The following is a 26,764-nucleotide window of genomic DNA, read 5'->3' on the forward strand; positions in this document are numbered from 1 at the left end:
TATCGCCAGTATTTTCTTGAAGGGAGGCAATTTTTCAAAGGAAATTGAGTGGTTTCCTCGCGGAATTCATCATCGTTGACAGTTAAACGTTTAACAGAATACGCTGAAGTGGGGCAGAATCTGGGCCCCGAGGGAGGAACCATGATCCAACGCGACCTTACGCGGCTGTTGGCTGGTATCGGGGCCATTCTGGTCTGGATTGGCATTTGGGCATGGCTGACCCGCTCAGGCGGGCCTGTGCCGTCATTGATGTTTCCCTCACCCGATGATGTCTGGGCCAAGTTCGTGCGGATGTGGGAACGTCCCTACATTGGCAGTACCTTGCTGGGGCACATCGGCAGCAGTCTTTATATCGTATTGTTCGGATGGAGCGTTGCGGCGATTGTCGGCATTCCGCTGGGCATCGCGATGGCCTGGTCGAAAAAGCTTAAGTGGATCGTTTTTCCGATTTTCCAGCTGATCCGCCCGGTACCGCCGCTTGCGTGGATCCCGTTGACCATCATGTGGCTGGGCATTGGGGATACGGCGCGGATGTCTGTGGTTTTCATTGCCGCCCTCGTGCCCTGGCTGATGAATTCAATGCTGGCGGTCTATTCGGTCGATAAGCTGCTGATTGACGCCGGCAAAACCCTGGGCGCAAGCGACCGTCAAATTCTGACCCGGATTGTCTGCCGCACGGCACTGCCGACGCTGGTGGCGGCTGCGCGCATGGCGCTGGGCAACGCGTGGTCCACACTGGTGGCCGCAGAAATTCTCGCGGCGACGGCGGGCCTTGGCTATGTCGCTGTGAATGCGTCACAGCTGTTGGATACGGATGTTCTGATCGTCGCGATGATCACCATCGGCGTCTTGGGCATCGCGATGACATACATGATCGAATGGACGCAGCACATCCTTGCCCCGTGGTCCGTCAAGGGCAAGGGGAGGCATTGATCATGCTTGAGCGTCTTTTTGGCAAAATGGGCATTACCGGTGATCGCGGCCTCTCTGTCGCCTACGGCTGCACGTCGCTGGCAAGCTTGCTGCTGTTGTGGTTCCTGTCCACCAGCGTCTTTGGCTGGATTGAACCCAGAGTGTTGCCCTCACCGGGGCAGGTCATTGACCAATTTGCCTGGATCATCTCAACGCCTTTCAGCGGGCTGACACTGGATGGGCACATCCTTTCCTCGCTCGAACGCTGGGGGTGGGGCGTGCTGGTTGCGGGCATCATCGGGATACCGGTGGGGGTCTTTTTTGCCTGGGCCCCGTGGTTCAAAACCTTTGTGAACCCGATCTTTGAGCTTTTGCATTTCATCCCGCCCTTTGCCTACATCCCCCTGGCGGTCCTGTGGTTTGGCGCGTCGACCGCAACGCAGGCGATGGTGGTATTTGTCGCGGCCTTTCCTGCATTTGTGATCAACGCGCAGCTGGGCGTGGCCCAGGTTGAAAAGATCTATGTCGACGCGGCTCGGGTTTTTGGTGCCAGCCAAACTGCCACGCTGCGCCGGGTTGTGATCCCTGCTGCTGCCCCCAGCATCTACACCGGTCTGCGCATCGCCATCAGTAACGGGTGGATGGCGCTGGTCGGGGCTGAGCTTGTGGTGGGCAAGGTCGGTCTTGGGTTCATGATCGCCCAAGGCCAGGAAAACGCCTCTGTCGCGACGATCTTTGTTGGCCTGATCACCATCGGTGCTTTGGGCGTGACAATCGATTTCCTGATCCAGCGTTCCGAAAAATACGTACTTCCCTGGCGCAAGAACGTCGCCATCAATCAAGGATGACCAAGCCATGACGTCTGAGCCTCCAAAGCTTGAGCTGCGCAACATCACGAAGTGGTTCGGCCCGCCCGGAACGGGTGTGCTTGCGGTCGACAACGCATCACTGACCGTGAACAAGGGCGAGTTTGTTGTGGTGGTTGGCCCGTCAGGGTGCGGAAAATCAACCCTGATGACGGTGGGGGCCGGTTTGGAACAGGCCACCGAAGGGGAAATCCTGATTGACGGTCAGCCCGCAGGCCCGCCCGGTCCGCGCCGGAGTGTGGTGTTTCAAAAACTCGCGCTCTTCCCGTCTGAGACGGTTGAGAGCAACATCAAGTTTGGTCTGCAAATGACCGGCGTGCCTGCGGCCGAACAGGAAAAACGTTTGGTTGATCAGTTGCGGATCATGGGGCTGGAGCAATTCCGCAAGGCCTATCCGTCTGAGCTGTCGGGCGGGATGCAACAGCGCGTGGCCATCGCCCGCGCCTTGGTGATGCGGCCCGAAATCCTGCTGATGGACGAACCCTTTGGGGCCCTTGACGCCCAGACCCGGACCATTCTGCAAGAAGAGGTGCAGCGGCTGTGCCGGGAACATCACTATACCGTTTTGTTCATCACCCACTCCGTCGAAGAAGCCGTCTATCTGGGCGACCGCGTTGTTGTGATGACCAAGCGGCCCGGCAAAATCAAAAAAGAGATCAGCCTGCCGCGTGATGTCGTCTGGAAGACAGGTGACATCGAAGAGGCGGCAGAACACCCCGACTTTATCGAAGCACGGCGCGAGATTTGGGGGCTCGTGCGGGAGGAGATCACCGCCACCTGAGTTGGCGGATGAGTGCACTTAAACAGAGAGGAGAAACTAACAATGAAATTCACATCCATCGTGGCGGCGGCTGCGATAGCGGCCCTATCGGGCACTGCGCTTTTCGCCGAAACCAAACTGAACCTGAACAGCCAACCCAATGAAGCGGGCTTTCCCATGTGGTTGGCCAACGACCTGGGCTATTATGCGGACAACGGCCTGTCGGTTGAGATTGAGTATTTTCCCAACGGCGGCGCGGCTTTGGCCACGGGTGCCACCAACCAGTGGCAAGCTGGATGGACCGGTGGTCCTCCTGCGGTGTCCGGGTGGGAAAAGTTCCAGCTGATCTCAGTCGCGGCGATGCAAAAAGAAAGCCAGAACCTGAAGTTGTTCATGCGCAATGACGTGTTGGAAGGCAAAACACCTGGCGAAGCACTGGCAGGCACCAAGGTTGGCACTGTGCCAAACTCCACCTGGAGCCAGGTGCTTTATGCCTGCGCGGAACATCTGGGCGTGGCAGATCCACAGAGCCTGGACGTGGTGCCACTGACCCCGGCTGTGACGCTGCAGTCCATCCAGAACGGTGATTTGGGTGCGGGCACAACAGCCGCCTCTGCCGATTTGGTTCTGGCCAAAGATCCAGATACCTACACCAAGGTCTGCGACGGCAAGATCGCAGGTGCCAACATCATCGCGCCTTGGATCGTGACCAAGACGTTCTGGGACGAAAACCCAGAAGCCGCTGCTGGCTTTGTTGAGGCGTCTTTCCGCGCCAATGAATACATCAACGCAACCGACCCTGCCAAAGTGGTTGAGCATGTGTTGGCCTATTATGCCGACACCGGCATTGAGGGCGACGCGGAAAAAGCCGCCTATGCGATGCAAATGCGCGATTGGGTGTCTTTGGACGAGGCGATCTCGGACGTGGAATCCGGGCTGACCAACAGCACGCTAACCGGTGCTGCGGAAATCCTGGTCGCCGGCGGGGCACGCGATGAGGTGCCAGATTTCGGTCCGATGCAGCCGCTGGCGCTTGAGATCCTCAAGGCCGCGCAGGCGATGCGCTAACCAGTTTTCGGAGCCCATGTCGATGTCGCAAAGAACACGTAAAACGCTTGTTGAGGATTTTCAGGGCCATGTTGGGCGGACCTGGCAATCATCTTCTCCCTGGTGGCCAGAGCCCGAAGAGGTTGGTTCTGACAAGCCAAATGTTCTGGTGATCCTGTTTGATGACATGGGCTTCGGAAGTCTTGGGTGTTACGGCGGAGACGCCGAAACACCCAACATTGACGCGCTGGCCTATAAAGGCCTGCGGTATAACAACTTTCACACAACTGCGCTGTGTTCCCCTACGCGGGCATCTTTGCTAACGGGCCGCGATCATCATGCCGTAGGCATGTCCACCATCGCCAACGCTGACAGTGGTTTTCCATCCAAGCGCGGTGTGATCCGGCATAACGCAGGCACCATTGCGGAAATCCTGCGCGACCGTGGCTATGCCACCTACGCGATCGGCAAATGGCATCTTGCGCCCTCAGATCAGCTCTCGGCGATTGGCCCGTTTGAACACTGGCCGCTGGGACGCGGGTTTCAGAAATACTACGGCTTTCTTGAGGCGTTAACCGACCAGTTCAATCCAAACCTTGTGCGTGACAACCAGCACGTCAAACAGCCGCGTTCGGCAGAAGACGGCTATACCCTGAACGAGGATCTGGCCGACAACGCCATGCAGTTCCTCACAGATCACGCGTCACTGGCCCCGGATAAGCCGTTCTTTATGTACTACGCTCTGGGTGCCATGCATTCGCCGCATCAGGCCCCTGATCACCTGTTGGAAAAATACCGGGGCAAATTTGACGCCGGCTGGGACGACATGCGCGCGGCACGGCTGAAACGGCAGATGGAGATGGGGATCGTCCCCGAAGGCACCGCCCTGGTGCCGCGCAACGACGGTGTTGAGGAATGGCAAACGCTGTCGGCAGATCAAAAGCGGCTTTATGCCCGGTTTGAAGAAGCCTATGCCGCCTTCCTGGAGCATACCGACCAAGAGCTTGGGCGGGTGTTTGACCATCTTGATACCTTAGGGCTGAAAGAGGACACGCTGATTTTCCTGTTGTCTGACAACGGGGCCAGCCAAGAAGGGCAGGTGCATGGATCCACCAGCACGACGTTTTATGAAAACATGGAAGCTGAGACGCTGGAATTTAACCTGGAGCGGATTGATAAGATCGGCACCAAAGAGGCCAAGAACAACTTTCCCATTGGCTGGGCGCAGGTCGAAAACACGCCTCTGCGCCGCTACAAACAGAATACCCACGCAGGCGGGGTGCAAGACCCGCTGGTGATCCATTGGCCAAAGGGCCTTAAGGAAACGGGCATTCGCAATCAGTTTCATCACGTCATGGACGTGGTGCCCACTATTCTGGAAGTGCTGGATTACGACCCCCCTGAAAGCATCGATGGGGTGCCGCAGATGGAAATGCACGGCAAATCCATGGCCTATTCGTTCGATGATGCAGAGGTTGCCACCGCCAAACGCAGCCAGATCTTTGAGATGTTCGGTCACCGCGCCATCTGGATGGATGGCTGGAAAGCAGTGTCCTGGCACCGGCGCTATGGTGATTATGACGATGACACCTGGGAGCTTTACGACACCACCAAAGACTTTGCTGAGGCCCACGACCTGGCGCAGAAAGAACCTGACCGTTTGGCCAAGATGGTCGATCAATGGTGGGCGGATGCAGGTAAATACGACGTGCTGCCGCTGGATGATCGTGGCTTTGCCGAACGCCGTGCGATGGCGCGCCCACGCGGAGATTCGCCGCGCATTCAGGACAAATATGTCTTCTATCCCGGCACAACCTTTGTGCCTGGCGGGGCTGCGCCCTTTATCATGGACCGCTCTTACCGGATTGAGACAGCGGTAAAATGCACCGCTGGTCTGGAAGGGGTGCTTGTGACCTGCGGCGGGCTTTGTGGCGGCTATGCCCTCTATGTCCGCGATGGTCAGATCGTCTTTGACTATAACTTCTACGAAGAGATCTACCGCTGTCAGGCCCCCTTGCCGCCGTCAGATCAATGGGCGGACATCGCCTTTGACTTTGAAAAAACGGGCGTGTGTCAGGGGACGGGGCGGCTCTTTATCGATGGCAAAGAAGTGGCCAGCTGTGCCTTCCCCAAGACCTACAAGTATTTCATGGACTGGGAAGGTTTCTCAGTGGGGCGCAGTGAAGGCACGGCCGTCACGCCGTCCATCGCGGATCGGGGCGCGTTTGCGTTCAACGGCCAGTACAAGTGGGTCAAGATGGCGCTGGGCACGGATCTTGCCGGGCCAGGGGACTATGAAACCGGTGACTGACGCCGCCGCGGACATATCCAGTTGCTGTGTGCAGGACACCCCAAGCGCACTTGGGGCTGACATCGCGGATGTGCCCAGATGGTGCAACCTGGCGGATGCAGCACAGGTCATTCCCGGTGGTGCTGCGTTTCGCGGCACAGATGATCCGCTGCTCCCCTCTGATGGCGAGGCACCGGCACAACCCGTTGAATTGGCCGCGTTCCGCATGATGGCAACAGCGGTCACCGTGGGCCAATTCGCCGAATTTGTCGCGGCCACCGGATATGTGACCGACGCCGAAAGGCGGGGGCGGTCGTTTGTGTTCAAAGACCTGCTTGCCGCGGATGCCCAAGACGAAGGCCCCTTGTTGGGCACCCCCTGGTGGCGAGATGTCAAAGGGGCCTCTTGGCGCAACCCCTCTGGAGCGCGCGAAGGCGATCCGTTGCAGCCAGATATGCCAGTCACCCATGTATCGCTCAGAGATGCGCAAAGCTTTGCGCGATCTGTCGGGGGCAGGCTGCCGTCAGAGGCTGAATGGGAGCATGCCGCGCGCGGGGGCTTGGCGATGTCAGATACCCTCGGGGCGATCAAGACCCACAAGAGGGCGGCGGCACTAAGTGCAACATCTGGCAAGGCGCGTTTCCGGGCACCTCACAACCGGGCGGCGCTGGTCCCCGGCCTGCCACCTCGTATGCGCCCAACGGATACGGACTTTTCAACATGTGCGGCAATGTCTGGGAATGGACGGATGACGTGTTTCACAACGGCATCGGACCGGAACCCAACCGCCACGTGTTAAAGGGCGGCTCATTTCTGTGTCACCCCAGCTATTGCTTTCGCTATCGCATCCCGGCGCGCATTGGCGCGGGACGGGACATGACGACATCGCACCAGGGGTTTCGGGTGGCCTTTGATCATCCCAACCTGTCGGAGCACTGACATGACGCAATCTCTTGCCCATAAAACTGCAGCAATCACCGGCGCGGCCTCTGGCATCGGGTTGGCCTGTGCCAAGGCGCTGTTGGACAGTGGCGCGCGGGTGGCGCTTGTGGACCGGGACGCGGAAAAGCTGGATCAGCTTTGCGCCGAACTGGGGGAAAACGCCGTTCCGATCGTGACGGATTTGCTGGATGCCAAAAGCGTGGACGCCATGCTGCCCCGCATTCTGGACCGGTTTGAGCATCTTGATATTTTTCACGCCAATGCAGGGGCTTACGTTGGCGGCGATGTCACCCAAGGTGATCCCAACAGTTGGGACCGCATGCTGAACCTCAACATCAACGCGGCCTTCAGGACGGTGCATGCCGTGCTGCCTCATATGAAGGCGCGCGGGCAGGGTGATGTGATTATGACCAGTTCGATTGCTGGCGTTGTCCCGGTGATATGGGAGCCGATCTATACCGCATCAAAACATGCGGTTCAGGCCTTTACACATACGGTGCGCCGGCAGATGTCGCCCCACGGCGTGCGCGTGGGCGCCGTGTTGCCCGGTCCGGTGATCACCGCGTTGCTGGATGATTGGCCCAAGGAAAAGATGGATGAAGCCATCGCCAGTAACAGCCTGATGCCCCCCGAGGAAGTCGCCGATTGCGTGCTGTTCATGCTGACGCGCAACCCGTCGGTCACCATCCGCGATATTGTGGTGCTGCCCAATGGGGTGGATTTATGAGCCACGCTGCAGCCCACCCTCATCCAGCGGCATGAGCGCCGACATCCTCATAGGGGTTGATGCCGGCACATCGGTGATCAAAGCGGTCGCCTTTGATTTTCAAGGTCGGCAGGTCGGCATGGCAGCAGTGCCAAATCAGTACCAAACCGCGCAAAACGGGGCGGCCACGCAGAACATGGATCAAACCTGGCAGGCCTGCGCATCCGCTTTGCGCAAGTTGGCAGAGGATGTCCCACAGCTTGCCCAACGGGTGGCGGGCCTTGCGGTGACCGGGCAGGGCGATGGCACCTGGCTGGTGGGCAAAGAGGATGCACCGGTGGGGGACGCCTGGCTATGGCTGGATTCGCGTGCAGGCCCCATTGCCGACAGGCTGCGCCAACAGCAAGGCGACGCGGCCCGGTTTGCCGCCACAGGCACCGGCCTGACCGGGTGTCAGCAGGGGCCACAGCTGGCCTATCTGCAAAAACACAACCCCGAGCATCTTGCCCAGGCAGAGGTCGCGCTGCACTGCAAAGACTGGCTGTATCTTAAACTAACTGGTGTCCGCACCACGGATGTGTCTGAGGGCTGTCTGTCCTTTGGCGATTTCTCAACGCGAACCTACAGCGATGACGTCATCGCGTTTTTCGGCCTGGGTGCGCATCAGGCGCTGATCCCGCCCCAGTGCGATGGCACAGTGGCGCATCATCCTTTGACCCCCGCCGCGGCTAAACAAACGGGCCTGCTTGCAGGCACGCCGGTGGTGTTGGGCTATATGGATGTGGTCTGCAGCGCGCTTGGGGCGGGGGCGTATGATCCGCACAATCAGGCGGGGTGCACCATCCTGGGCACCACTGCGGTGCATATGCGGTCTTGCAGGGCAGAGGATGTCGTGCTGCAGGATGGGCTGAGGTCAGGCTATGTCATCGCGATGCCTGTGGCAGACACGGTTGTGCAGCTTCAAACCTCAATGGCGGGCACGTTGAACTTTGACTGGGTGCTTGGCCTGGCCGCTGAGATGGCCGAAATGGCGGGCGTGAGCCTTGATGATGCCGCCCGTCTGAGGGTGATGAATGACGCCATCCGCAAGGCCCGCCCCGGGGCTTGCCTCTATCACCCTTATATCTCAGACGCCGGGGAACGCGGGCCCTTCATTGACCACAACGCGCGCGCCAGTTTCATCGGCCTTAGCACGCACCACCAGTTTGGCGATCTGCTGCGCGCCACGGCTGAGGGGTTGGGGCTGTCGGCCCGGGATTGCTATGCCGCGATGGGCGATATGCCGGGCGAAGTGCGCGTGACCGGTGGGGCCGCGAAATCGGACGTGCTGCGTGAGATTATCTCGGCCAGTTTAGGCACCTCAGTGCGCCAGTCGTTGCGCGATGAAACGGGGGCCGCAGGTGCGGCGATGATCGCTGCGGTCTCTCTGGGTATTTATCCCGATATGGCGCGCTGTGTTGAGACATGGGTCACACCAACACTGGGCCCTGCTGTGCAGGCGGATGCAGGCCTGATGGCAACATATGCCCAACTTTACCCCAGCTATGTCGAGGCCCGTGAGGCCTTGCAACCTGTTTGGAAACAGCTGGCTCAATCAACGGAAGCACAACGATGACCAAGAAAGTGGCCATTATCGGCGACAATTTCATCCTACCCGAAATGTTTGAAGAGGCGTTGCGCAAGGCGTGCAGCGATCATGCGCTTGACGTGCGCCTGCGCCAGGAAGACTGGCCCGATACGCCAACGCTGCATGGCTATTCGGGTGAAAGCGAATTGCCGATCAAGGAGTTCCTGGGCGATTTTGATGAAACGGTGGCTTTTGTCGGTGACGCGGAAATTGCCATCATTCATCACACGCCCATCACGGATTTCATGCTGAAGGAGATGCCAAACCTCAAGTTCATAGCCTGTTCGCGTGGGGGACCCGTGAACATTGATGTGAACGCAACCAAAGCCCACGGCGTCAAAGTGGTGCGCACCCCGGGGCGCAATGCCTCAGCCGTTGCCGAATTCACCATCGGCGCGATCCTTGCTGAAACCCGCAACATTCGGCTGGGCCATGAAACCCTGCGCGGTGGCGTCTGGCGTGGCGATCTCTACCGCGCGGACACTACCGGACGAGAGCTGAATGAGCTTACCGTGGGGGTCATTGGCTACGGCAAGATCGGCACCCGGTTGGTCAAGCTGCTGCGTGTCTTTGGCTGCCGCATTCTGGTCGCTGATCCTTATGTCCAGCTTGATCCAGAAGATCATGCCGCAGGGGTTGCCCAAGTATCATTGGAAACGCTTCTGGCCGAAAGCGATGTGGTCACCCTGCATCCAAGAGTGACCGAAGAAACCACACATATGATCAACAAAGACACCCTATCGCTGATGAAGAGCGACGCGCTTTTGGTCAACACCGCCCGGGGTCCGCTGTGCAATTATGATGATCTTTATGATGCGCTGGTCTCTGGCCAGATCGGCGCTGCGATGCTTGAAACGTTCGCCAAAGAGCCGACGCCGCCAGACTGGCCGCTACTGCAATTAGATAACGTGACCATCACCCCGCATATCGCCGGCGCCTCTGTCCGCACGGCGCGCTATGCGGCTGAAACCCTGGCGCAGGACGTGCAGAACTACCTGACCGGCGCGCCCCTCAACAACCCATATGGAGACCTGAGATGATCGAAGCAGACATCCGCAAAGACGTTGTCAAAGCCTATCAGGATCTGAGCCATCAGGGGATGAACAAGGGGGCTTCCGGCAATGTGTCCGCCCGGTGTGGCGAACATATGCTGATCACGCCTTCCGGCATTCCCAGCGCTGAGATGGTGCCGGAACAAGTGGCTAAGATTGCGCTCAACGACACCGAGGGCCATTGGGAAGGCCCCTGCAAACCGTCAACGGAGTGGCGCTTTCACCGTGGCATCCTGGCCTCGCGCCCTGAGGATTGCGCTGTGGTGCATACCCATTCGCCCTTCGCGACGATCTTGTCGATCCTGCGCAAACCGATCCCAGCGGTGCATTACATGATGGCAGCCTTTGGGACGACGGAAATCAAATGCTGCGGCTATACGACCTTTGGCACAGATGCGCTGTCCCAGATGGTTGCGGATGCTATGCAAGGTGCTGCGGGCTGTTTGATGGCCAACCACGGTATGGTTGTGGCAGGCCCCAACATGCAGCGCACCATGTGGCTGGCTGGAGAGTTGGAGCTGCTGGCAAGCCAATACTACCACGCCCTGTTGGTGGGTGATCCGCATATTTTGACCGACGAAGACATCGCGGTAACAGCGAAATCCTTTTCCAGCTATGGCCCAGGCGATAACGAAAAGACCGCCTGAGTAACGTGGCGCGGCACGTCAGACCGCCGCAAATCCTGCATCCAAGGCAGACAGGATCGTGCCCGCCTCTGCGTCGCTGATGATAAGGGGCGGTGACAGGATCAGGTTGGGGCCTGACACCCGCACCATGGCACCCGCTTGATAGGCGACCTCTTGCACCTTGCTGGCCACGTCAGCGCCAACGGGCGCTTTCGTCTGCCGGTCGCTGACCATCTCAATCGCGGTCATCAATCCATGACCGCCGCGCACATCCCCGATCACATCGTATTTTTCCTGCAGGGCCAAACATCCTTGATACAGTTGATCACCGCGCGCCGCGGCGTTTTCAGTGACATTCAGGCGCTGGGTCTCTGCCAGACAGGCAAGCCCGGCGGCCGCGCCAACGGGGTGGCCGGAATAGGTGTAGCCATGGCCAATCTTGGCCTCGGGTTTGTTCTCAAAGGCCTCTACCATCCGCGCGCCCAGCATGACCGCGCCGAAGGGGAAGAACCCGTTGGTGATGGCCTTGGCGGTGCACATCATATCGGGCTGAATGCCCCACAGACGCGCGCCAGACCAAGCGCCGGTGCGACCGTAGGCGGTGATCACCTCATCGGTGATCAACAAAATCCCGTTGCGCTGGCAAATCTCTGCAACCATCGGGGCAAAGGATTTGTGCGGCGGGATCACGCCCCCCGCGCCAAGGATCGGCTCCATGATCATGGCCGCGATGGTACCGGCCCCCTGAAAGGCAATCTCATCCTCCAGCGCCGCGACACAAAGATGCGCAAGCTTTTCGGGATCCGTTTCATTGAACGGGTTACGATAGGTGTAGGGGGCAGGGATGTGAAAGCAGCCCGGCAACAGCGGTTCATAGGCCGTGCGGAAATTGGCGTTGCCATTGATGCTGGCCCCGCCGAAATGGGTGCCGTGATAGCCTTTTTTCAGGCTCAGAAACTTGGTGCGCCCCGGTTCGCCCCGCAGTTTGTGATACTGGCGGGCAAGGCGCAGCGATGTTTCAATTGAATCAGACCCCCCAGAGGTGAAGAAGGCGCGCTGCATCCCATCGGGCGCAAAGAATTCGCTCAGCTCATAAGACAGCTCAATCGCCGAGTCATTAGAGGTGCCCCGGAAGGTGGAATAATAGGGCAGTTTCGCCAACTGCTGGGTGATCGCGTCCTTTACCGGTTGGCAGGAATAGCCAAGGTTCACGTTCCACAGCCCGCCAACACCATCGACAACCTCATGGCCGTCGATGTCCTGAATGGTCACGCCACTGGCTTCGGTGATGATGATGGGCGGGTTTTCAATGCTGTCGTGTTGCGATGTCATCGGATGCCACATCAGCCGTCCGTTATGCTCTTTTAGAAAGTTTGAATCTTTCATGTGATGTGCTCCACTTTTCCATCTCCGATCAACAGGCCCGACGCTTGGCCGCAAATGGTTCCGCTTACCTGCGCCTATCAGGCGACCACAGCGGCGCGCCGGTCATGTCAAAAGGTGTTCTCACGGTCACGCCGCAAACTTCTCTCATCCTGACGTGCCACAATCTCCGGTGCAAAACAACAGTTTTTTGAAACACCGGTTCAATATGTGAACCGACAAGGTTTGAACCCAGGAAGCAGTCGGGCAATCGCCAAGCACGTCAGTCGCGTGTAACCCGCCGCACATCATACCCGGGCAGTTTCGTCTTTCATTGATGAATCATTCGAGCAAAGGGTGCCGCCCCTTCACCCGCCCACTAAGACCGGTTCTGCGGGTCCAGCTTTGCCAGCAAATCCAGCAGTTGCTCATAGTGCTCAACCCCTAGCGTCGCTTTGATGTCTGACACGATCTGAGCCGCCTGTGCTGCGTTGTCCTCGATGATCTTCTGACCTGCGGGCGTGATCTCAACCATCTGGCGGCGGCCATCATTGGCATCGCGGGTCTGGGTCAGCAGGCCCCGTTTGCGCATGGATGTCGCGATGCGGGTCAGGCTGGGGTAAAGCAGGCTGGCGCGGTCGGCGAGTGTTGAGGTATCCACCGCACCATGCTCAGCCAAGACCCGTAACACCCGCCACTGTTGTTCGGTGATGCCACTGTCAGTCAGCATTTGCCGGATCGGTCCCATCACGCCCTCGCGGGCGCGGATCAGTGCGATAGGCAGGGATCGGTCTGTGCTGGGCAGTCTGTCGGGCATTGCTCGGCCTTGGGCTTACTGCCCTCAGTGCTGCCAATTCGATCTTGACAATGCAAGGTTGATTTAATTAACATCGCAATTAAAATGGCTGATGGATCGTGAGTGGTACAAACCGCTTTTGCAACGGTCAACCGGGGGGGCAGCATGAACAAACTTGACGAAAACATTGAAAAACTTGGCGGTTTCCTAACCCGCTTTCAAACCGCAGGGATCAAGAACCGTATCGCGGGGGCCGATGTGGCAGGATCCCTGGGCACGTTTGAAACAGTCTCACCCGTGGATGCGCGCGGGATTTGCGCGGTGGCCAAAGGCGGGGCAAGCGACATAGACCAGGCCGCGCAGGCCGCAGCGGATGCTTTCCCAGCTTGGCGCGACCTGCCCGCAACTGAGCGGCGCAAGATCCTGATCAAAGTGGCTGAAGGGATTGAGGCGCGCGCAGAAGAAATCGCGCTTTGCGAATGTTGGGACACCGGCCAGACCTACAAGTTCATGTCAAAGGCCGCCCTGCGCGGCGCGGAGAACTTTCGCTATTTTGCCGATCAAGTCGTACAGGCCCGCGATGGGCAACATCTGAAATCCCCAACTTTGATGAACATCACAACCCGCGTGCCTATTGGCCCGGTGGGCGTGATTACGCCCTGGAACACGCCCTTCATGCTGTCCACCTGGAAGATCGCGCCAGCGCTGGCTGCGGGATGCACGGTGGTGCACAAACCTGCAGAAGCCTCACCGCTGACCGCGCGGCTGTTGATTGAGATCGCAGAGGAAGCAGGCCTGCCGCCGGGTGTGTTGAACATGGTGAATGGCTATGGTGAGGAAGCGGGAAAAGCGCTGTGCGAACATCCCTTGATCCGCGCCATTGCCTTTGTTGGTGAAAGCAAAACCGGAAGCATGATCACCAAACAGGGGGCTGATACGCTTAAGCGGAACCACCTGGAACTGGGCGGCAAGAACCCTGTGATTGTCTTTGAGGACGCGGATCTTGAGCGGGCCTTGGATGCGGTGATCTTTATGATCTATTCGATCAACGGTGAGCGTTGCACGTCCTCTTCCCGTCTTTTGGTGCAGGAAAGCATTCGGGACGCGTTTGAGGCACGGTTGATCGAAAGGGTCAACGCCATCAAGGTGGGCCACCCTCTGGATCCGGCCTCAGAGATTGGGCCGCTGGTGACCCAAGAACACTTTGACAAGGTGACGGGCTATTTTGACATCGCGCGCGAAGACGGTGCCACGATCGCGGCAGGTGGCAAGGCTACGGGTGATGCGGGCTTTTTCGTGCAACCAACGCTCTTTACCGGTGCCACCAACCAGATGCGGATCGCCCAGGAAGAGATTTTTGGTCCCGTCCTAACCTCCATCCCATTTGAGACGGAAGAGCAGGCACTGCAAATGGCCAATGACATTCCATACGGCCTGACCGGCTATGTCTGGACCAACGATCTGACCCGCGCCTTGCGGTTTACGGATAAATTGGAAGCGGGCATGATCTGGGTGAACTCAGAGAACGTCCGCCATCTGCCCACACCCTTCGGCGGCGTCAAAGCCAGTGGGATCGGGCGCGATGGCGGGGATTGGTCATTTGAATTCTACATGGAACAAAAACACATCGGTTTTGCCACCGGCAGTCACAAAATCACCAAGTTAGGAGCGCTCTGATGCCTGTGCCTGCGCCGAACCTCTATCCTGATTTCAATACCATCCGGCTTAGCCATGTCTGCCTCAATGTGGCGGATTTGGCGGCCTCCAAACACTTCTATACCGAAATTCTTGGGCTTCAGGTGACCGACGAAAGTGACAGCCATGTCTACCTGCGCGCCATGGAAGAGCGAGGGCATCACTGTGTGGTGCTGCAAAAATCAGATGCGCCCGGCACCGTTGAAGTGATGGGGTTCAAAACCTTTGATGAGGCAGATCTGGACAAGGCAAAGATCTATTTTGAAGCCAAGGGCAGGGGCACAGAATGGGTTGAGCGCCCCTATCAAGGCCGCACCCTGCTGACCTCAGACAACACCGGCATTCCGCTGGAGTTTTACCACAAGATGGATCGCTTGCCGCCGATCCACCAGCAATATGCGCTCTACCGTGGGGTCAAACCGCTTCGGATTGATCATTTCAACTGCTTCTCCCCAGATGTGGACGCTTCTGTCGCCTTCTACAGCGACTTTGGCTTTCGCGTGACCGAATACACCGAAGACGAAGACAGCAAGCGGCTTTGGGCGGCCTGGCTGCACCGCAAGGGCGGGGTGCATGACATGGCCTTTACCAACGGCACCGGCCCCCGGATGCATCACGTGGCCTTCTGGGTGCCAACGCCGCTGAACATCATTGATCTGCTGGATTTGATGGCAACAACGGGCTTTGTGTCCAACATCGAACGTGGGCCGGGGCGGCATGGGATTTCGAATGCTTTCTTTTTGTACATCCTCGATCCTGACGGGCACCGGATTGAGATCTATTGCTCGGATTATCAAACTGTCGATCCCGACCTGGAGCCGATCAAATGGGATCTGAAGGATCCCCAGCGTCAGACGCTTTGGGGGGCACCCGCGCCCCAAAGCTGGTTTGAACACGGCTCCCCTTTCGTGGGCCAAGAGCCGCGCGCATCAGATCTTGCCGCCAGCCCGATCATCGCGCCATGACCCATCGTTTCGCAACCTACAGCGCCGCAGGGCAGATGCATTACGGTGCCGTCACCCAAGGCGGGATGATCGCGCTTGATCCGGTGTTTCCACAATGGCCCAGCTTGCTGGACGCGGTGCAGGCCGGGGGGTTGGATGAATTGGGCCAAGCGGCGGCCGGGGCTGAGGTGACGCACCGCGACGTCCAGTATGAAATGGTCCTGCCCAACGCACGGCGTATCTTATGTGTTGGGGTGAATTTCCCTGACCGAAACGCCGAATATAAAGACGGCAGCGCCCAGCCCGAATACATGTCGCTGTTCCCGCGCTTTGCCAGCGGGTTTACCGGCCATGATCGGCCCCTGATCCGCCCACCCGAAAGCCATATGCTGGATTACGAAGGCGAGGTCGCCATTGTGATTGGCAAGGCGGGTCGGCGCATTGAACCTCAGGACGCCTATGACCACATCGCGGCGCTGACCTTGTGCAACGAAGGGACGATCCGCGATTGGGTGCGCCACGCCAAGTTCAACGTCACGCAAGGCAAGAACTGGGATTGTTCTGGTGCGATGGGGCCATGGCTGGTGCCTTTCACGGACCCCGCCCAACTGGATGCCGCGCGGCTGACCACCCATGTCAACGGAGAGTTGCGCCAAGATGATGTGCTGTCGCGGATGATGTTCCCGGTGCGGCAAGAGGTGGCCTATATCTCCACCTTCATGACCCTGCAGCCAGGCGATATCATTGTGACAGGCACACCCACGGGGGCTGGCGCGCGCTTTGATCCGCCACGGTTTCTAAAACCCGGTGACGTGGTTGAGGTCAGCGTCGAAGGCATCGGCACCCTGCGCAACACCGTAGAGGACGAAGCGCAATGACCCCACAAGAGCACGCCAAGGCCGCCGCGGATTTGTTGGAGGCCGAAACCTCTGGCACCCAAATTGGTCTTTTGTCACGGCGTCACCCCGAAATGACGATGGATGACGCCTATGCCATTCAAAATGCGCTTTACCGGGCAAAACTTGATGCGGGCCGCCATGTGATCGGCTGGAAGATCGGTCTGACCTCCAAAGCGATGCAGAACGCTTTGGGCATCGACATTCCAGACAGCGGCATTTTGTTTGATGACATGCGGTTTGACACTGGTGCCCATGTGCCCAAAGGCCGCTTTATCCAGCCGCGCATTGAGGCTGAGATTGCCTTTGTCATGAAATCCGCGATTGGCGGGCATGAGGTCAGCCGCGAAGATGTGATCGCCGCGACGGAGTTTGTCGCCCCCTCCATTGAAATCCTTGATACGCGCATCCTGCGGGCCGATCCTGACACCGGTCAGACCCGGAACGTCTTTGACACGATCAGCGACAATGCCGCAAATGCAGGCGTTGTTCTTGGGGCCGAACGGCACACCGTGGACGCCTTTGATTTGCGCTGGGTTGGGGCCATCACGTCGCGTCAAGATGAGGTTGAGGAAACCGGCCTGGGCGCGGGCGTGTTGAATGATCCAGTGGAAAGCGTGGTATGGCTGGCCCGGCGCATGGCGCAGTACGGTCAAAGCATTGAGCCGGGGCAGGTAATCTTGTCCGGCAGCTTTATCAGGCCAATCGAATGCCCGCCGGGCAGTCATATCCACGCAGATTTCGGGGCTTTCGGAGAGGTGGCGATCTCCTTCGCCTGAACGGGGCGCACTGTTGAAGGGGGCAGGGACCATATTCTGACCCGAGGTTAAAGATGACAGCGGCCCCTCAAAGCGCGGCGTTAGAACCCGATGGCGGCACCGTCCTTGCGGGGGTCAGATGCTGCGGCATAGCCGCGTGGCCCCAAACGGTGGATCAGCTGCGCGCCACCAAAGCCAAAGGCGTTGTCCGGGGCCTCCAACGCAATCTGATGCCCCCGTGCTTTCAAGGCGTCCAAGGTGGCCTCGGGCCATGTCGTCTCACAGGCCACGCCAAGCCCTTCTGTCACCCGCCAACGGGGGGCATCTGCGGCAACTTGCACGTCTTGCCCCCAAATCTGAGTGCGCAAAACCATCTGAACATGCCCTTGCGCCTGCATCGGCCCGCCCATGACGCCAAAGCTCATCCTTGGGCCGTCAGGCCCCATCAGAAAGCCGGGGATGATGGTATGAAACGGGCGTTTTGAGGGGCCGACAAAGTTCTGATGCGCAGGATCAAGCGAGAACCCCGCGCCGCGGTTCTGCAAGGCAATGCCAGTGCCCGGCACCACCACGCCTGATCCAAACCCCGCATAGTTCGATTGTATAAAGGACACCATCATGCCGTTGGCATCTGCCGTGCTCAGATAAACGGTTCCGCCGCTTTTGGGCGCACCGGGTTCAATGTCTTGCGCGGTGTCGCGGTTGATCAAGGCCGCTCTGCGGGCGAGATACCCATCATCAAGCAGATCCTCCACCGTCACCTTACGCATGGCTTGCGGTTCGGCGACAAAGGCCTCTGCATCGCGCAGCGCAAGTTTCATGGCTTCGATTTGCAAATGCAGGGCCTGTGGATCATCGGGGCCGTGTTCTCGGATGTCCGTATGCTCCAGCATCCCCAAGGCCATTAATGCCGCGATGCCTTGCCCGTTTGGCGGTATCTCATGCAGGGTGACATCATCAAAACGGCGCGAAATCGTGCCGCACCAGTCTGGCTGATGCGCGGCCAAATCCTCAGCCGTCAGCGCAGCGCCATGGCTCTTTGCAAAATCAGCGATCTGGTTGGCCAGACGGCCTTCGTAAAAGGCGCGCCCTTTGCTTTCAGCGATCTCAATCAGCGTTCGGGCATGATCGGGGCTGGAAAAATATGTCCCCGCAGCAGGGGTTTGGCCCCCAGGCATAAAGCAATCCGCAAAGCCCGGCTGTGTCTTCAGCTCTTGTCCCGCACGCGCCCAAAGAGCGGCGATAATCGGCGAGACGGGGAAGCCCCGCTCGGCATACCGCACGGCCGGTTCAAACACCTGTTCAAACGGCAGCGTGCCAAAGGCCTCAGACAGCGCGACCCATCCTGACACCGCACCGGGCACTGTCACGCTTTCCCAGCCCCGATAGGGGATGCTGGCCTGCCCGGCAAAACGCGCGGCATTCCACGCGCTGGGGGAGCGGCCAGATGCGTTCAGGCCGTGCAAACGCTGGCCGTCCCAGACAATGGCAAAAGCGTCAGAGCCGATGCCGTTACCGGTCGGCTCCAACACGGTCAGGGCAATGGCCGTGGCCAAGGCCGCGTCAACCGCGTTCCCCCCTTTCGCCAAAATCTCAATGCCTGCTTGCGCGGCCAAGGGTTGTGAGGTGGCCACGACGTTGTCTGCCAAAACGGCTGAACGGTGGGACGGATAGGGATGATGGGCGCTTAGTTGCAAATGGACCTCAAGCGGTTGGACGTCTGCCACATCTATCGCCATCAAGTCCTAGGACAAGCCCTTAGGACACGCGCGAGAACCCGACATTTTGCAATGTGAACGTGTCAAAGAAATGCGCCAGTCTGCGCACCAAAGGCCGCGCTTGTGGAGACAAGACCAGCTTGCCTTGCGTTTCAGTAAAGAGGCCCGCGCATTCATCGCGCAGGGCTTGAAGGGCCGGTTCGATTTGAACCTCTTCCTCAGAACTCAGCGCCAACTCATTGAAGTTGATGGCATAATCGCACATCAGCATCTCAATGATCCGGCTGCGCAACCTATCGTCCGGGCATAAGGCATAGCCCCGCGCACCGGCCAGATGCCCGTCCCGGATGCGTTTAGAATAGGGCCCGGTTTGTGCGGCGTTCTGCACGAAACCTTCAGCAAATTTAGATATCGAAGAGGCCCCCAGCCCCAAAAGCGTTTCGCACCCATCCACGGTGTAACCCTGAAAATTGCGACGCAGACTGCCGTCTGATGCGGCAATCGCCATGCTGTCGGTGGGTTTTGCGAAATGGTCGATGCCGATGGGCACCAGCCCGTGTGCGCCAAGCTGATCGGTGGCGCGGTTGAACAAGGCAAAGCGGGCGCGGTCATTGGGCAACGCAGCCTCCGGGATCAGGCGCTGCCTGTTGGCCATATGGGGCACATGCGCATAGCCAAAAAGCGCAATGCGGTCCGGGTCCAGCTGGCAAATCTGATCAAGGGTCTTTCCAAAGCCGCTCAGCGACTGGAAGGGCAGGCCATAGACAAGGTCGATGTTCAGTGATCCAACGCCCGCCGCGCGCAGCATCTCAACCACGCTTTGTGTTTGTTCAAACGTCTGGATGCGTCCGATGCAAGACTGCACAACTTCGGCAAAGTCCTGCACGCCGATGCTGGCGCGGCTCATACCAAGCGCGCGCAACGCGGCGATCTTGTTGGCGTCCACCAGTGTCGGGTCAATCTCAACGGAAAACTCGGTGTCGTCATCGAAGGCAAAGGTGTCTTGCAGCGCTGCACCCAGTCTGGCGATCAGCGCGGGCGGTAGAATCGTGGGCGTGCCGCCGCCCCAGTGCATGTGTTTGATCCGGGGCTTGGCCTGAAGCTGCTGCGCGACAAGCGCCAGTTCGGCCTCCAGCGTTTCAATGTAGTGCTGAACCGGGGCCAGGCTGCGCACGCCTTGGGTCCGACAAGCACAGAACCAACAAAGCCGTTCACAAAACGGGATGTGCAGATAAAGCGATATGGGCCTGGCGGGATCAAGCGCTTGCAACGCCTTGGCCTGAAACTCATCCCCAATACCGTCGTGAAAGGCGGGTGCCGGGGGATAGCTGGTGTAGCGCGGCAGGCGTTCATCAAAAAGGCCACGGGCCTTGAGGGTGTCAAAACTCAACATAGCCTGATCATCCATCTTCGCGCCGGTCCTGTCTTTGATCCTGATCAACCGCAGCTGCATCATCGTCCAGCAAGATGCGCCAGGCTGCACCGTCGAGGTCTTCATATTGATCGGCCCGCAGGCTCCACAAAAAGGCCAAAAGGCCAAGCCCGCCAAGGCACAAGGACACTGGGATCAGGAGGGCCAGAACGTTCATGACAACCCCTTTCTTGACAGGCGCAGGGCATTCAGCAGCACCGTGATAGAAGACGTGGACATCGCGATGGCCGCCAAAAGGGGCGTGACATAGCCCGCCACCGCCAGCGGGATCACCAGCGCGTTGTAGCCTGCCGCAATCGCAAAGTTCTCCAGAATCCGCCGCTTGGCCTGTCTGGAGGTGGTGATGAGGCCCGGCAGGGATGCAAGGCTTTTGCCCAGCACAACCACATCCGAGGCCGAGCGCGCCGCATCCGCCGCGGACGCCGGTGCGACAGAGGCATAGGCGCTGGCCAGCGCGCCGGTATCATTCAGGCCGTCCCCCACCATCAACACTTTGCGCCCGCCTTCTGCCAGCTGTTTGAGGTAGGCGATTTTATCGGTTGGGCTTTGTTCCGCATGCCAGACCGGAATGCCAAGCGTGTCGGCAACGGCACGTGTCGCGGCAGGTGTGTCGCCTGAGATCAGGTGCATTTCCACCCCCTCAGACGCCAGTGTCTGTGCCATCTTAAGCGCGCCGTCGCGCAAGTTGGCGGTTAGGGTCAGGGGGCGCGCCGGGGCATCGCCGATCTTAAGCCAAGCGCCAGGCGCATCACTGGGCGGCGCACCGGTGAAAGCGGCAGATCCCAATAGAACGCTTGTGCCCTGCCAATCCGCGCTCAGTCCCTGGCCGGGGTGTTCGACCACATCGTCAAGCCTTTGCGGCTTGGCACCCGCCAGACCCAAAGCCAGCGCGCGTGAGACGGGATGCGTTGAACTTTGCGCCAGCGCCAGGGCGATGCCTTGTTCCACCTCCGATAGCTGTTCGCGGGCTGCGACTTCCAACTGGCCGTCTGTCAGCGTGCCGGTTTTGTCAAAGACAACCACATCTGTTTCGGCCACCCGCTCCATCGCAGTGCCGTTTTTGACAAGAAAGCCCGCGCGAAAAAGCGTGCTCGCAGCGGCTGTTGAGACGGCAGGCACGGCCAGACCCAGCGCGCAGGGGCAGGTGATGATCAAGGTCGCAATCGCGATGTTCAGCGCCAACCGGGCGTCCCCTGCACCAAGATACCAACCCACAAAGGCCGCAAAGGCCAAAAGGTGGACAACGGGCGCGTAAACCTGTGCGGCCCTGTCCGCGAGCGCGGTGTAGGTGTTGCGTGCGGATTCTGCCGCGTCGATCATGGTGACCATGCGGCGCAGGCTGCTCTGCGCGCCTACGGCGGTGGCCTCAATGGTGAGGGGGCTGGAAAGATTGACCTCCCCTGCGCTGATCGCGGTGCCCGCCGACGCGGATACAGGCAGGCTTTCACCGGTGAGCAAGGCGCGGTCTAACGTGCTGGTGCCTTCCACCACATGCCCGTCCACCGGCATCCGTGCACCGGGCAGAACCAGCAGGTGATCGCCGACCACTACATCAACCAGATCAACCGTTTCGCGCCCCGTTGGGGTCAGCCGCTGGACGCGGGGCACCTCAAGGGCGGCAAGTTCTTGCGCGGCAGACCTTGCAGAGCTGCGGCAGCGGTGATCCAGATACCGACCACAAAGCAGAAAGAAAGTCAGCGATAGGGCGGCGTCAAAATAGGCGGTATGCCCCCCCGCCGCCGTTTCATAAAGCGACATGCCAGAGGCCAGGATCAAGGCCAGCGAAATCGGCACATCCATGTTCAGCCGCCCCACGCGCAGCGCTTGCCAGGCCTTTTGGAAAAACGGCTGTGCGGCGTAAAGCACCGCGGGCAGGGAAATGGCCGCTGAAAGCCAGTGAAACAGGGTCCGCGTGGCATCGTCTGCGCCAGACCAGACCGCGACCGACATCAGCATTACGTTCATCATCGCAAAGCCCGCAATCGCGATCCGCAACAGCAGCGTGCGGCCTGTGCGGTCTTCGACCTGGCCCAACAGAGTTTGGTCCAGCAACCGCGCCTCAAACCCCAGACACCGCAGATGATCAATGATGGCTTCGGGGGTGGTCAGGGGTGCGTGGGTCAGCCGCACTTGTTTGCGGTTCAGATTGACCCGCGCATCATAAACGTCATCGCGCGCCAAAAGCCCACGCTCAACCGCTGCGATGCAGGCGGCACAATGAATGCCGGGCAAGGACAGCTGCAACGTCTCACCCACCGCGTTTGAGGCTTGAGGACCTGTCGAAGGCAGGGCAAGGCAACCGGGGCAGGCCGCGTTTTGCGGGGTTTCGGCCAGGGTCATGACGCGTGTTCTTCTGCGGTCAGGGGAATGCGGCGGCGAAAGGCGGTGCCGTCCTCTGCGGTCATCTCCAACCACAGCGTCCAATATCCGGGGGCAACCGGCGTCTGCGCGACAAAGTGCTCACCAGTCCAGACAAAGGCCGGGATCAGATCATCGGCCACATGGGTCGCCCGGCCCAGCGTTGCTTTGACAGAGGCGGGCTGAACCGGTGTGCCGTCAGCTGCGGTGATGCGCAATGACAGCTCATCGGCAAGGAGGGCAGTCTCCAGCGTCCAGCCAAGCCCGTCTTGTGCTGCCCGGTCCGTTTCAAACTTCTGCGACGCGACATATGAATTCTTGGTTACGAGGCCGGGAAAGGTGGAGACCGCCTGAAAGGCAAGGGTCAGGTTCACGGCAATGATCACGCTGAAACAACCGCCAAAGATGGCCAGGACATGCCAGCCGGTAAGTGTGCGTTTCATCAAAGCTCTCCTTGTCCGTTAAAGATGGTGGCGCTGCTGGTGCGCGTGTTGGTTGTCAGGTCCTCGACCCAAAACCGCAGGTCTGTGCGCTCTTGTTTGGCTGCCGTATCGATGGGGCGGGCCGTGACGTAGACGCGCTGCAGCAAGGTCTGGTTGGCGGGCACTGTCACGCTTAGCTCAGCGGTGCCTTCCAGCCCGATCCGCAGCGTTTCATCCGATGTCAGGGACAGGTGGAACAACCTGTCATCGCCGGATTTGTTACGCAGCCGGACGTCATAGATGTTTCGGATCGATCCATCGCTTTGCACCACAAACTGTGGGTTGCGCACGGGCGAGACTGTCAGCTCAATGTCTGTGCGCACGAACAAGGCGATGGTCATGCCCACACCGATGGCAGACCATAGAATGGTATAAAGGATGGTGCGCGGCTTCAGCACATGCTGCCATAGGGGCCGCGGTTTCCAGCCAGCGCGTTCGGGCGCATCAGCAGGCGGCGGCACATCTTCCAGCGCCAGATAATCAATCAGCCCACGCGGCTTGCCCAATTTGCCCATGATCTCATCACAGGCATCAATGCACAGCGCACAGGTGATACATTCCATCTGCTGGCCGTCGCGGATGTCGATGCCCATGGGGCAGACGTTCACGCAGGCCATACAGTCAATGCAATCGCCGTGGCCCTGATCCAGCTCTGGCAGGTCCGTGGTTTCGGCATAGGCCGTGGCAATGCGGGTCTCAGCTGCGGCCTTGGCCCCTTTGCGGTGTTTGCCCCGTGGCTCCCCCCGCCATTCGCGGTAGCCAACTGTTAGCGTGCCTTCGTCCATCATCGCAGCCTGGATGCGCGGCCAGGGGCACATATAGATGCAGACCTGTTCGCGCATGAACCCCCCGAAGATGAAGGTGGTCGCCGTCAGGATCGCGATGGAGACATAGGCCACGGAGGGGGCCGCGAAATTCACCAGATCAACGGCCAGTGTGGGCGCATCGGTGAAATAGAACACCCAAGCCCCGCCAGTTGCGACAGAAATAGCCAGCCAGATCAGCCACTTCGTGACCCGAAGCCGCAGCTTTTGCATCGTCCAGTTAGAGCGGTGTAGCCGGATTTGCGCATTGCGGTCCCCCTCAACGCGCCGCTCGACCAGCAAGAACAGATCGGTCCAGACCGTTTGCGGACAGGCGTAGCCACACCAGACGCGCCCCAGCGCAGAGGTAAACAGAAACAGCCCAAGCCCGGCCATGATCAACAGGCCAGCGACGAAGTAAAATTCGTGCGGCCAGATCTCAATCCAGAAGAAAAAGAACCGCCGGTGCGCCAGATCGGCCAGTACCGCCTGATCGGGCATATTGGGGCCGCGATCCCAGCGGATCCAGGGCGTGACATAGTAAATGCCTAAGGTCACGATCATGATCCACCACTTGAACCGGCGGAAAAACCCGCTGACCCGGCGCGGAAAAATTGGCTCGCGGGCCGCGTAAAGGGAAGGGGGGCATCAGACATCGCTTGGATCCTGTTTCTGTTCGCACCTCAGATATGCCGCGCGGGGGCTGTGCCTGCTTTGATCTGGGTCAATCGCCCTGGCGGCTTTCATAAAAAAGCAGGGGTGCTCCCCTAAGGAAGCACCCCAAACAGCAGGCGGGATTGGTGCGAACAGAACCACCTGCCGTTCTCTTAGTTCTCAGTCTCACCACCGCCCAATTGGTGCACATAGGTGGCAACCGCCTGCACCTGCGCTTCTGTCATGCGCGGCGGGCCCCAGGGTGGCATCACGCCAAAGCGGGCGTTGGTGATGGTGTCTGTCAGGCTGGCGCGGTCCCCGCCGTAAAGCCAAATCGCATCTGTCAGGTTCGGCGCACCCTGGCTGCGGTCGCCCATGCCTGCATCGCCGTGACAAGCCGCGCAATTGTCGGCAAACGCCTCAGAGGCAGCCTCAGCCAGGGCGGCATCGTATTCCAGCCCGGACAAGCTGCGCACGTATTCCACCAGGCCCGCGATCTCATCTTTCTCCATGAACGTGCCATAGGCCGGCATTTCGGAGTATCGCGCATCGTCATCGGCTTCATTTCGAATGCCGTGGCGGATGGTATAGGCGATGTCTTCATAGGTGCCGCCCCAAAGCCAGTCGTCATCAAGCAAGTTGGGATAGCCCTTTGCCCCAGCCGCGCCAGAGCCGTGGCACTGAGAGCAATTGGTGCGAAAAACCGCAGCACCCGAAGATACCGCATAGCGGTAAAGCTCTTGGTTTTCTGCCAGCGTGCTCAGGTCAGCACTTGCCAATTGCACCTCAAGATCGGCGTTTGCGGCACGGGCGGCTGCAATGTCTTGGGCCACTTCGCCGCGGGTGGAATAGCCCAGCACCCCAGCGGTGGCCCCTGAAATCAATGGCCAGGCCGGAAAGGCGATCGTATAACCGATGCCCCAGACGATCGTGATATAGAAGCACCACAGCCACCAGCGGGGCAGGGGGTTGTTCAGCTCTTCGATGCCGTCCCAGGTATGTCCTGTGGTCTCAGTGCCTGTCAGCTCATCGACAGGTTTTTGTGCATTTGGATTGCTCATGATGCGCCTCCGATCTTGGTCTCATCGCTTTGCCCTTCGCGGGGCAGCGTTTCGTTGCGCAGGGGGATGTTTGCGATGTCGCGGTGAATGCTCTTGCTGCCGGGCCGGAAGGCCCAGACGATGGTGCCAAGAAAGAACAGGGTCATCGCCAAAAGCATCCAGCTGTCTGCAAAGGCCCGCATCCAGGAATAGGTTTCCATACCGTGTGCCTCCTTACCGGCTTGCGTCTGGGGTGAAGGTCGAGAAATCAACCAAAGTGCCCAGCATTTGCAGATAGGCCACCAGCGCATCCATCTCGGTCAGCGCGGGCTGGCCGTCAAAGTTGCGCACATTCACAGCCTCGCCGTAGCGCTCAAGCAAACCGTCAAAGTCGCTGTCCGGGTCGGCCTGGGCCAGAAAGTCTGCCGCGGCATTCTCAACCATGTCATCGGTGTAGGGCACGCCAACGATACGGTGCGTGCGCACCAGATCCTCAATATGCTCTGCCTCAATGCGCGTGTCGGCCAGGAAGGCATACTTTGGCATGATGGATTCCGGCACGACCGACTGTGGATTCACCAGGTGATCAACATGCCAGGCGTCCGAATACCGTCCGCCCACCCGCGCCATGTCTGGCCCGGTGCGTTTTGATCCCCATTGGTGGGGGTGGTCATACATGCTTTCCGCAGCCAGCGAATAGTGACCATACCGGTCAACTTCGTCACGCATGGGCCGGATCATCTGGCTGTGACAGACATAGCATCCTTCTCGGATATAGACGTCCCGTCCCGCCAGCTCCAAAGGGGTGTAGGGGCGCATGCCATCGACTTCCTCGATCGTGTTTTCCAGATAAAAGAGCGGCGCGATTTCGACGATGCCGCCGATGGTCACCACAAAAAGGGACAGAACCATCAGCAAGGTCGCAGACCGCTCAATCAGCGCGTGTTTGGCCAGAAAGCCCTTTTGCGGTTGTGGGTTAGGTGTATCAGTCATCTGCT

The 26,764-nt window shown here is 59.3% G+C and carries 24 protein-coding genes and 1 pseudogene; 14 read left to right on the forward strand and 11 right to left on the reverse strand.

The window, feature by feature from the left end; all coding sequences use genetic code 11:
* Positions 1–141 precede the first annotated feature (141 nt).
* From ACZ1HM_RS08715 to ACZ1HM_RS08760, 10 genes and pseudogenes are all read left to right on the forward strand, one after another.
* On the forward strand, positions 142–933 hold the full coding sequence (locus ACZ1HM_RS08715; RefSeq protein ID WP_472742428.1) for an ABC transporter permease: 792 nt from the start codon (positions 142–144) through the stop codon (positions 931–933).
* Positions 934–935: 2 nt separating this feature from the next.
* Positions 936–1,760 (forward strand): ABC transporter permease, encoded by an 825-nt coding sequence (locus ACZ1HM_RS08720; RefSeq protein WP_472742429.1) that lies wholly within the window; start codon positions 936–938, stop codon positions 1,758–1,760.
* A 7-nt stretch (positions 1,761–1,767) separates the two neighbouring features.
* Complete coding sequence (locus ACZ1HM_RS08725) at positions 1,768–2,559, forward strand: ABC transporter ATP-binding protein (protein WP_472742430.1); 792 nt, start codon at positions 1,768–1,770, stop codon at positions 2,557–2,559.
* 42 nt (positions 2,560–2,601) lie between these two features.
* Positions 2,602–3,606 (forward strand): ABC transporter substrate-binding protein, encoded by a 1,005-nt coding sequence (locus ACZ1HM_RS08730; protein WP_472742431.1) that lies wholly within the window; start codon positions 2,602–2,604, stop codon positions 3,604–3,606.
* Positions 3,607–3,628: 22 nt separating this feature from the next.
* Positions 3,629–5,896, forward strand: coding sequence for an arylsulfatase (locus tag ACZ1HM_RS08735; RefSeq protein ID WP_472742432.1), 2,268 nt, complete (start codon positions 3,629–3,631; stop codon positions 5,894–5,896).
* Positions 5,880–6,814, forward strand: a pseudogene (locus ACZ1HM_RS08740) (formylglycine-generating enzyme family protein). The gene ACZ1HM_RS08735 and the pseudogene ACZ1HM_RS08740 overlap by 17 nt, the downstream one beginning before the upstream one ends.
* Before the next feature lies 1 nt (position 6,815).
* Entirely contained in the window at positions 6,816–7,544 is a 729-nt protein-coding gene (locus ACZ1HM_RS08745) for an SDR family oxidoreductase (RefSeq protein ID WP_472742433.1), read from the forward strand.
* Between the two features lie 31 nt (positions 7,545–7,575).
* Complete coding sequence (locus ACZ1HM_RS08750; protein WP_472742434.1) at positions 7,576–9,138, forward strand: FGGY family carbohydrate kinase; 1,563 nt, start codon at positions 7,576–7,578, stop codon at positions 9,136–9,138.
* Positions 9,135–10,190, forward strand: coding sequence for a 2-hydroxyacid dehydrogenase (locus tag ACZ1HM_RS08755; RefSeq protein ID WP_472742435.1), 1,056 nt, complete (start codon positions 9,135–9,137; stop codon positions 10,188–10,190). The genes ACZ1HM_RS08750 and ACZ1HM_RS08755 overlap by 4 nt, the downstream gene beginning before the upstream one ends.
* A complete protein-coding gene (locus ACZ1HM_RS08760) occupies positions 10,187–10,849 on the forward strand; it encodes a class II aldolase/adducin family protein (RefSeq protein ID WP_472742436.1) in 663 nt (220 codons plus the stop codon). Before ACZ1HM_RS08755 ends, ACZ1HM_RS08760 begins: the two co-directional genes overlap by 4 nt.
* Positions 10,850–10,867: 18 nt before the next feature.
* On the opposite strand, the gene ACZ1HM_RS08765 is transcribed toward ACZ1HM_RS08760, so the two are convergent.
* Together ACZ1HM_RS08765 and hpaR are read right to left on the reverse strand one after the other, a co-directional pair.
* Entirely contained in the window at positions 10,868–12,214 is a 1,347-nt protein-coding gene (locus tag ACZ1HM_RS08765) for an aminotransferase class III-fold pyridoxal phosphate-dependent enzyme (protein WP_472742437.1), read from the reverse strand.
* 355 nt (positions 12,215–12,569) lie between these two features.
* Complete coding sequence (hpaR, locus tag ACZ1HM_RS08770; protein ID WP_472742438.1) at positions 12,570–13,007, reverse strand: homoprotocatechuate degradation operon regulator HpaR; 438 nt, start codon at positions 13,005–13,007, stop codon at positions 12,570–12,572.
* Between the two features lie 144 nt (positions 13,008–13,151).
* Here hpaR and hpaE point away from each other — a divergent pair, with 144 nt between their 5' ends.
* Genes hpaE through hpaH form a run of 4 tightly spaced genes read left to right on the forward strand, consistent with a single transcriptional unit; the run spans position 13,152 to position 17,300 of the window.
* Positions 13,152–14,663 (forward strand): 5-carboxymethyl-2-hydroxymuconate semialdehyde dehydrogenase, encoded by a 1,512-nt coding sequence (gene hpaE, locus ACZ1HM_RS08775; protein WP_472742439.1) that lies wholly within the window; start codon positions 13,152–13,154, stop codon positions 14,661–14,663.
* Positions 14,663–15,646 carry a 3,4-dihydroxyphenylacetate 2,3-dioxygenase gene (hpaD, locus tag ACZ1HM_RS08780; protein WP_472742440.1) on the forward strand — a complete coding sequence of 328 codons (984 nt, stop codon included), beginning with the start codon at positions 14,663–14,665 and terminating at the stop codon, positions 15,644–15,646. Before hpaE ends, hpaD begins: the two co-directional genes overlap by 1 nt.
* Entirely contained in the window at positions 15,643–16,503 is an 861-nt protein-coding gene (locus ACZ1HM_RS08785) for a fumarylacetoacetate hydrolase family protein (protein WP_472742441.1), read from the forward strand. The genes hpaD and ACZ1HM_RS08785 overlap by 4 nt, the downstream gene beginning before the upstream one ends.
* A complete protein-coding gene (hpaH, locus tag ACZ1HM_RS08790; RefSeq protein ID WP_472742442.1) occupies positions 16,500–17,300 on the forward strand; it encodes a 2-oxo-hept-4-ene-1,7-dioate hydratase in 801 nt (266 codons plus the stop codon). The genes ACZ1HM_RS08785 and hpaH overlap by 4 nt, the downstream gene beginning before the upstream one ends.
* 80 nt (positions 17,301–17,380) lie before the next feature.
* Here the strand turns inward: hpaH and ACZ1HM_RS08795 are convergent, their stop codons facing one another.
* From ACZ1HM_RS08795 to ccoO, 9 genes are all read right to left on the reverse strand, one after another.
* Positions 17,381–18,976, reverse strand: a complete 1,596-nt coding sequence (locus ACZ1HM_RS08795) for a gamma-glutamyltransferase family protein (protein WP_472744586.1) — start codon at positions 18,974–18,976, stop codon at positions 17,381–17,383.
* Positions 18,977–19,037: 61 nt separating this feature from the next.
* On the reverse strand, positions 19,038–20,390 hold the full coding sequence (hemN, locus tag ACZ1HM_RS08800; RefSeq protein ID WP_472744587.1) for an oxygen-independent coproporphyrinogen III oxidase: 1,353 nt from the start codon (positions 20,388–20,390) through the stop codon (positions 19,038–19,040).
* Positions 20,391–20,397: 7 nt separating this feature from the next.
* On the reverse strand, positions 20,398–20,586 hold the full coding sequence (gene ccoS, locus ACZ1HM_RS08805) for a cbb3-type cytochrome oxidase assembly protein CcoS (protein ID WP_472742443.1): 189 nt from the start codon (positions 20,584–20,586) through the stop codon (positions 20,398–20,400).
* A complete protein-coding gene (locus ACZ1HM_RS08810) occupies positions 20,583–22,769 on the reverse strand; it encodes a heavy metal translocating P-type ATPase (RefSeq protein ID WP_472742444.1) in 2,187 nt (728 codons plus the stop codon). The genes ccoS and ACZ1HM_RS08810 overlap by 4 nt, the downstream gene beginning before the upstream one ends.
* A complete protein-coding gene (locus ACZ1HM_RS08815) occupies positions 22,766–23,230 on the reverse strand; it encodes a FixH family protein (RefSeq protein ID WP_472742445.1) in 465 nt (154 codons plus the stop codon). The genes ACZ1HM_RS08810 and ACZ1HM_RS08815 overlap by 4 nt, the downstream gene beginning before the upstream one ends.
* Positions 23,230–24,636, reverse strand: a complete 1,407-nt coding sequence (ccoG, locus tag ACZ1HM_RS08820; RefSeq protein ID WP_472742446.1) for a cytochrome c oxidase accessory protein CcoG — start codon at positions 24,634–24,636, stop codon at positions 23,230–23,232. The genes ACZ1HM_RS08815 and ccoG overlap by 1 nt, the downstream gene beginning before the upstream one ends.
* Before the next feature lie 263 nt (positions 24,637–24,899).
* The gene (ccoP, locus tag ACZ1HM_RS08825; RefSeq protein ID WP_472742447.1) at positions 24,900–25,787 is read right to left on the reverse strand and encodes a cytochrome-c oxidase, cbb3-type subunit III; all 888 of its coding nucleotides are present in this window, start codon (positions 25,785–25,787) and stop codon (positions 24,900–24,902) included.
* Entirely contained in the window at positions 25,784–25,987 is a 204-nt protein-coding gene (locus tag ACZ1HM_RS08830; protein WP_472742448.1) for a cbb3-type cytochrome c oxidase subunit 3, read from the reverse strand. The genes ccoP and ACZ1HM_RS08830 overlap by 4 nt, the downstream gene beginning before the upstream one ends.
* Before the next feature lie 13 nt (positions 25,988–26,000).
* The gene (gene ccoO / locus ACZ1HM_RS08835; protein WP_472742449.1) at positions 26,001–26,759 is read right to left on the reverse strand and encodes a cytochrome-c oxidase, cbb3-type subunit II; all 759 of its coding nucleotides are present in this window, start codon (positions 26,757–26,759) and stop codon (positions 26,001–26,003) included.
* Positions 26,760–26,764: the final 5 nt, after the last annotated feature.

The sequence above is a fragment of the Sulfitobacter sp. GN1-4 genome (assembly GCF_055693825.1).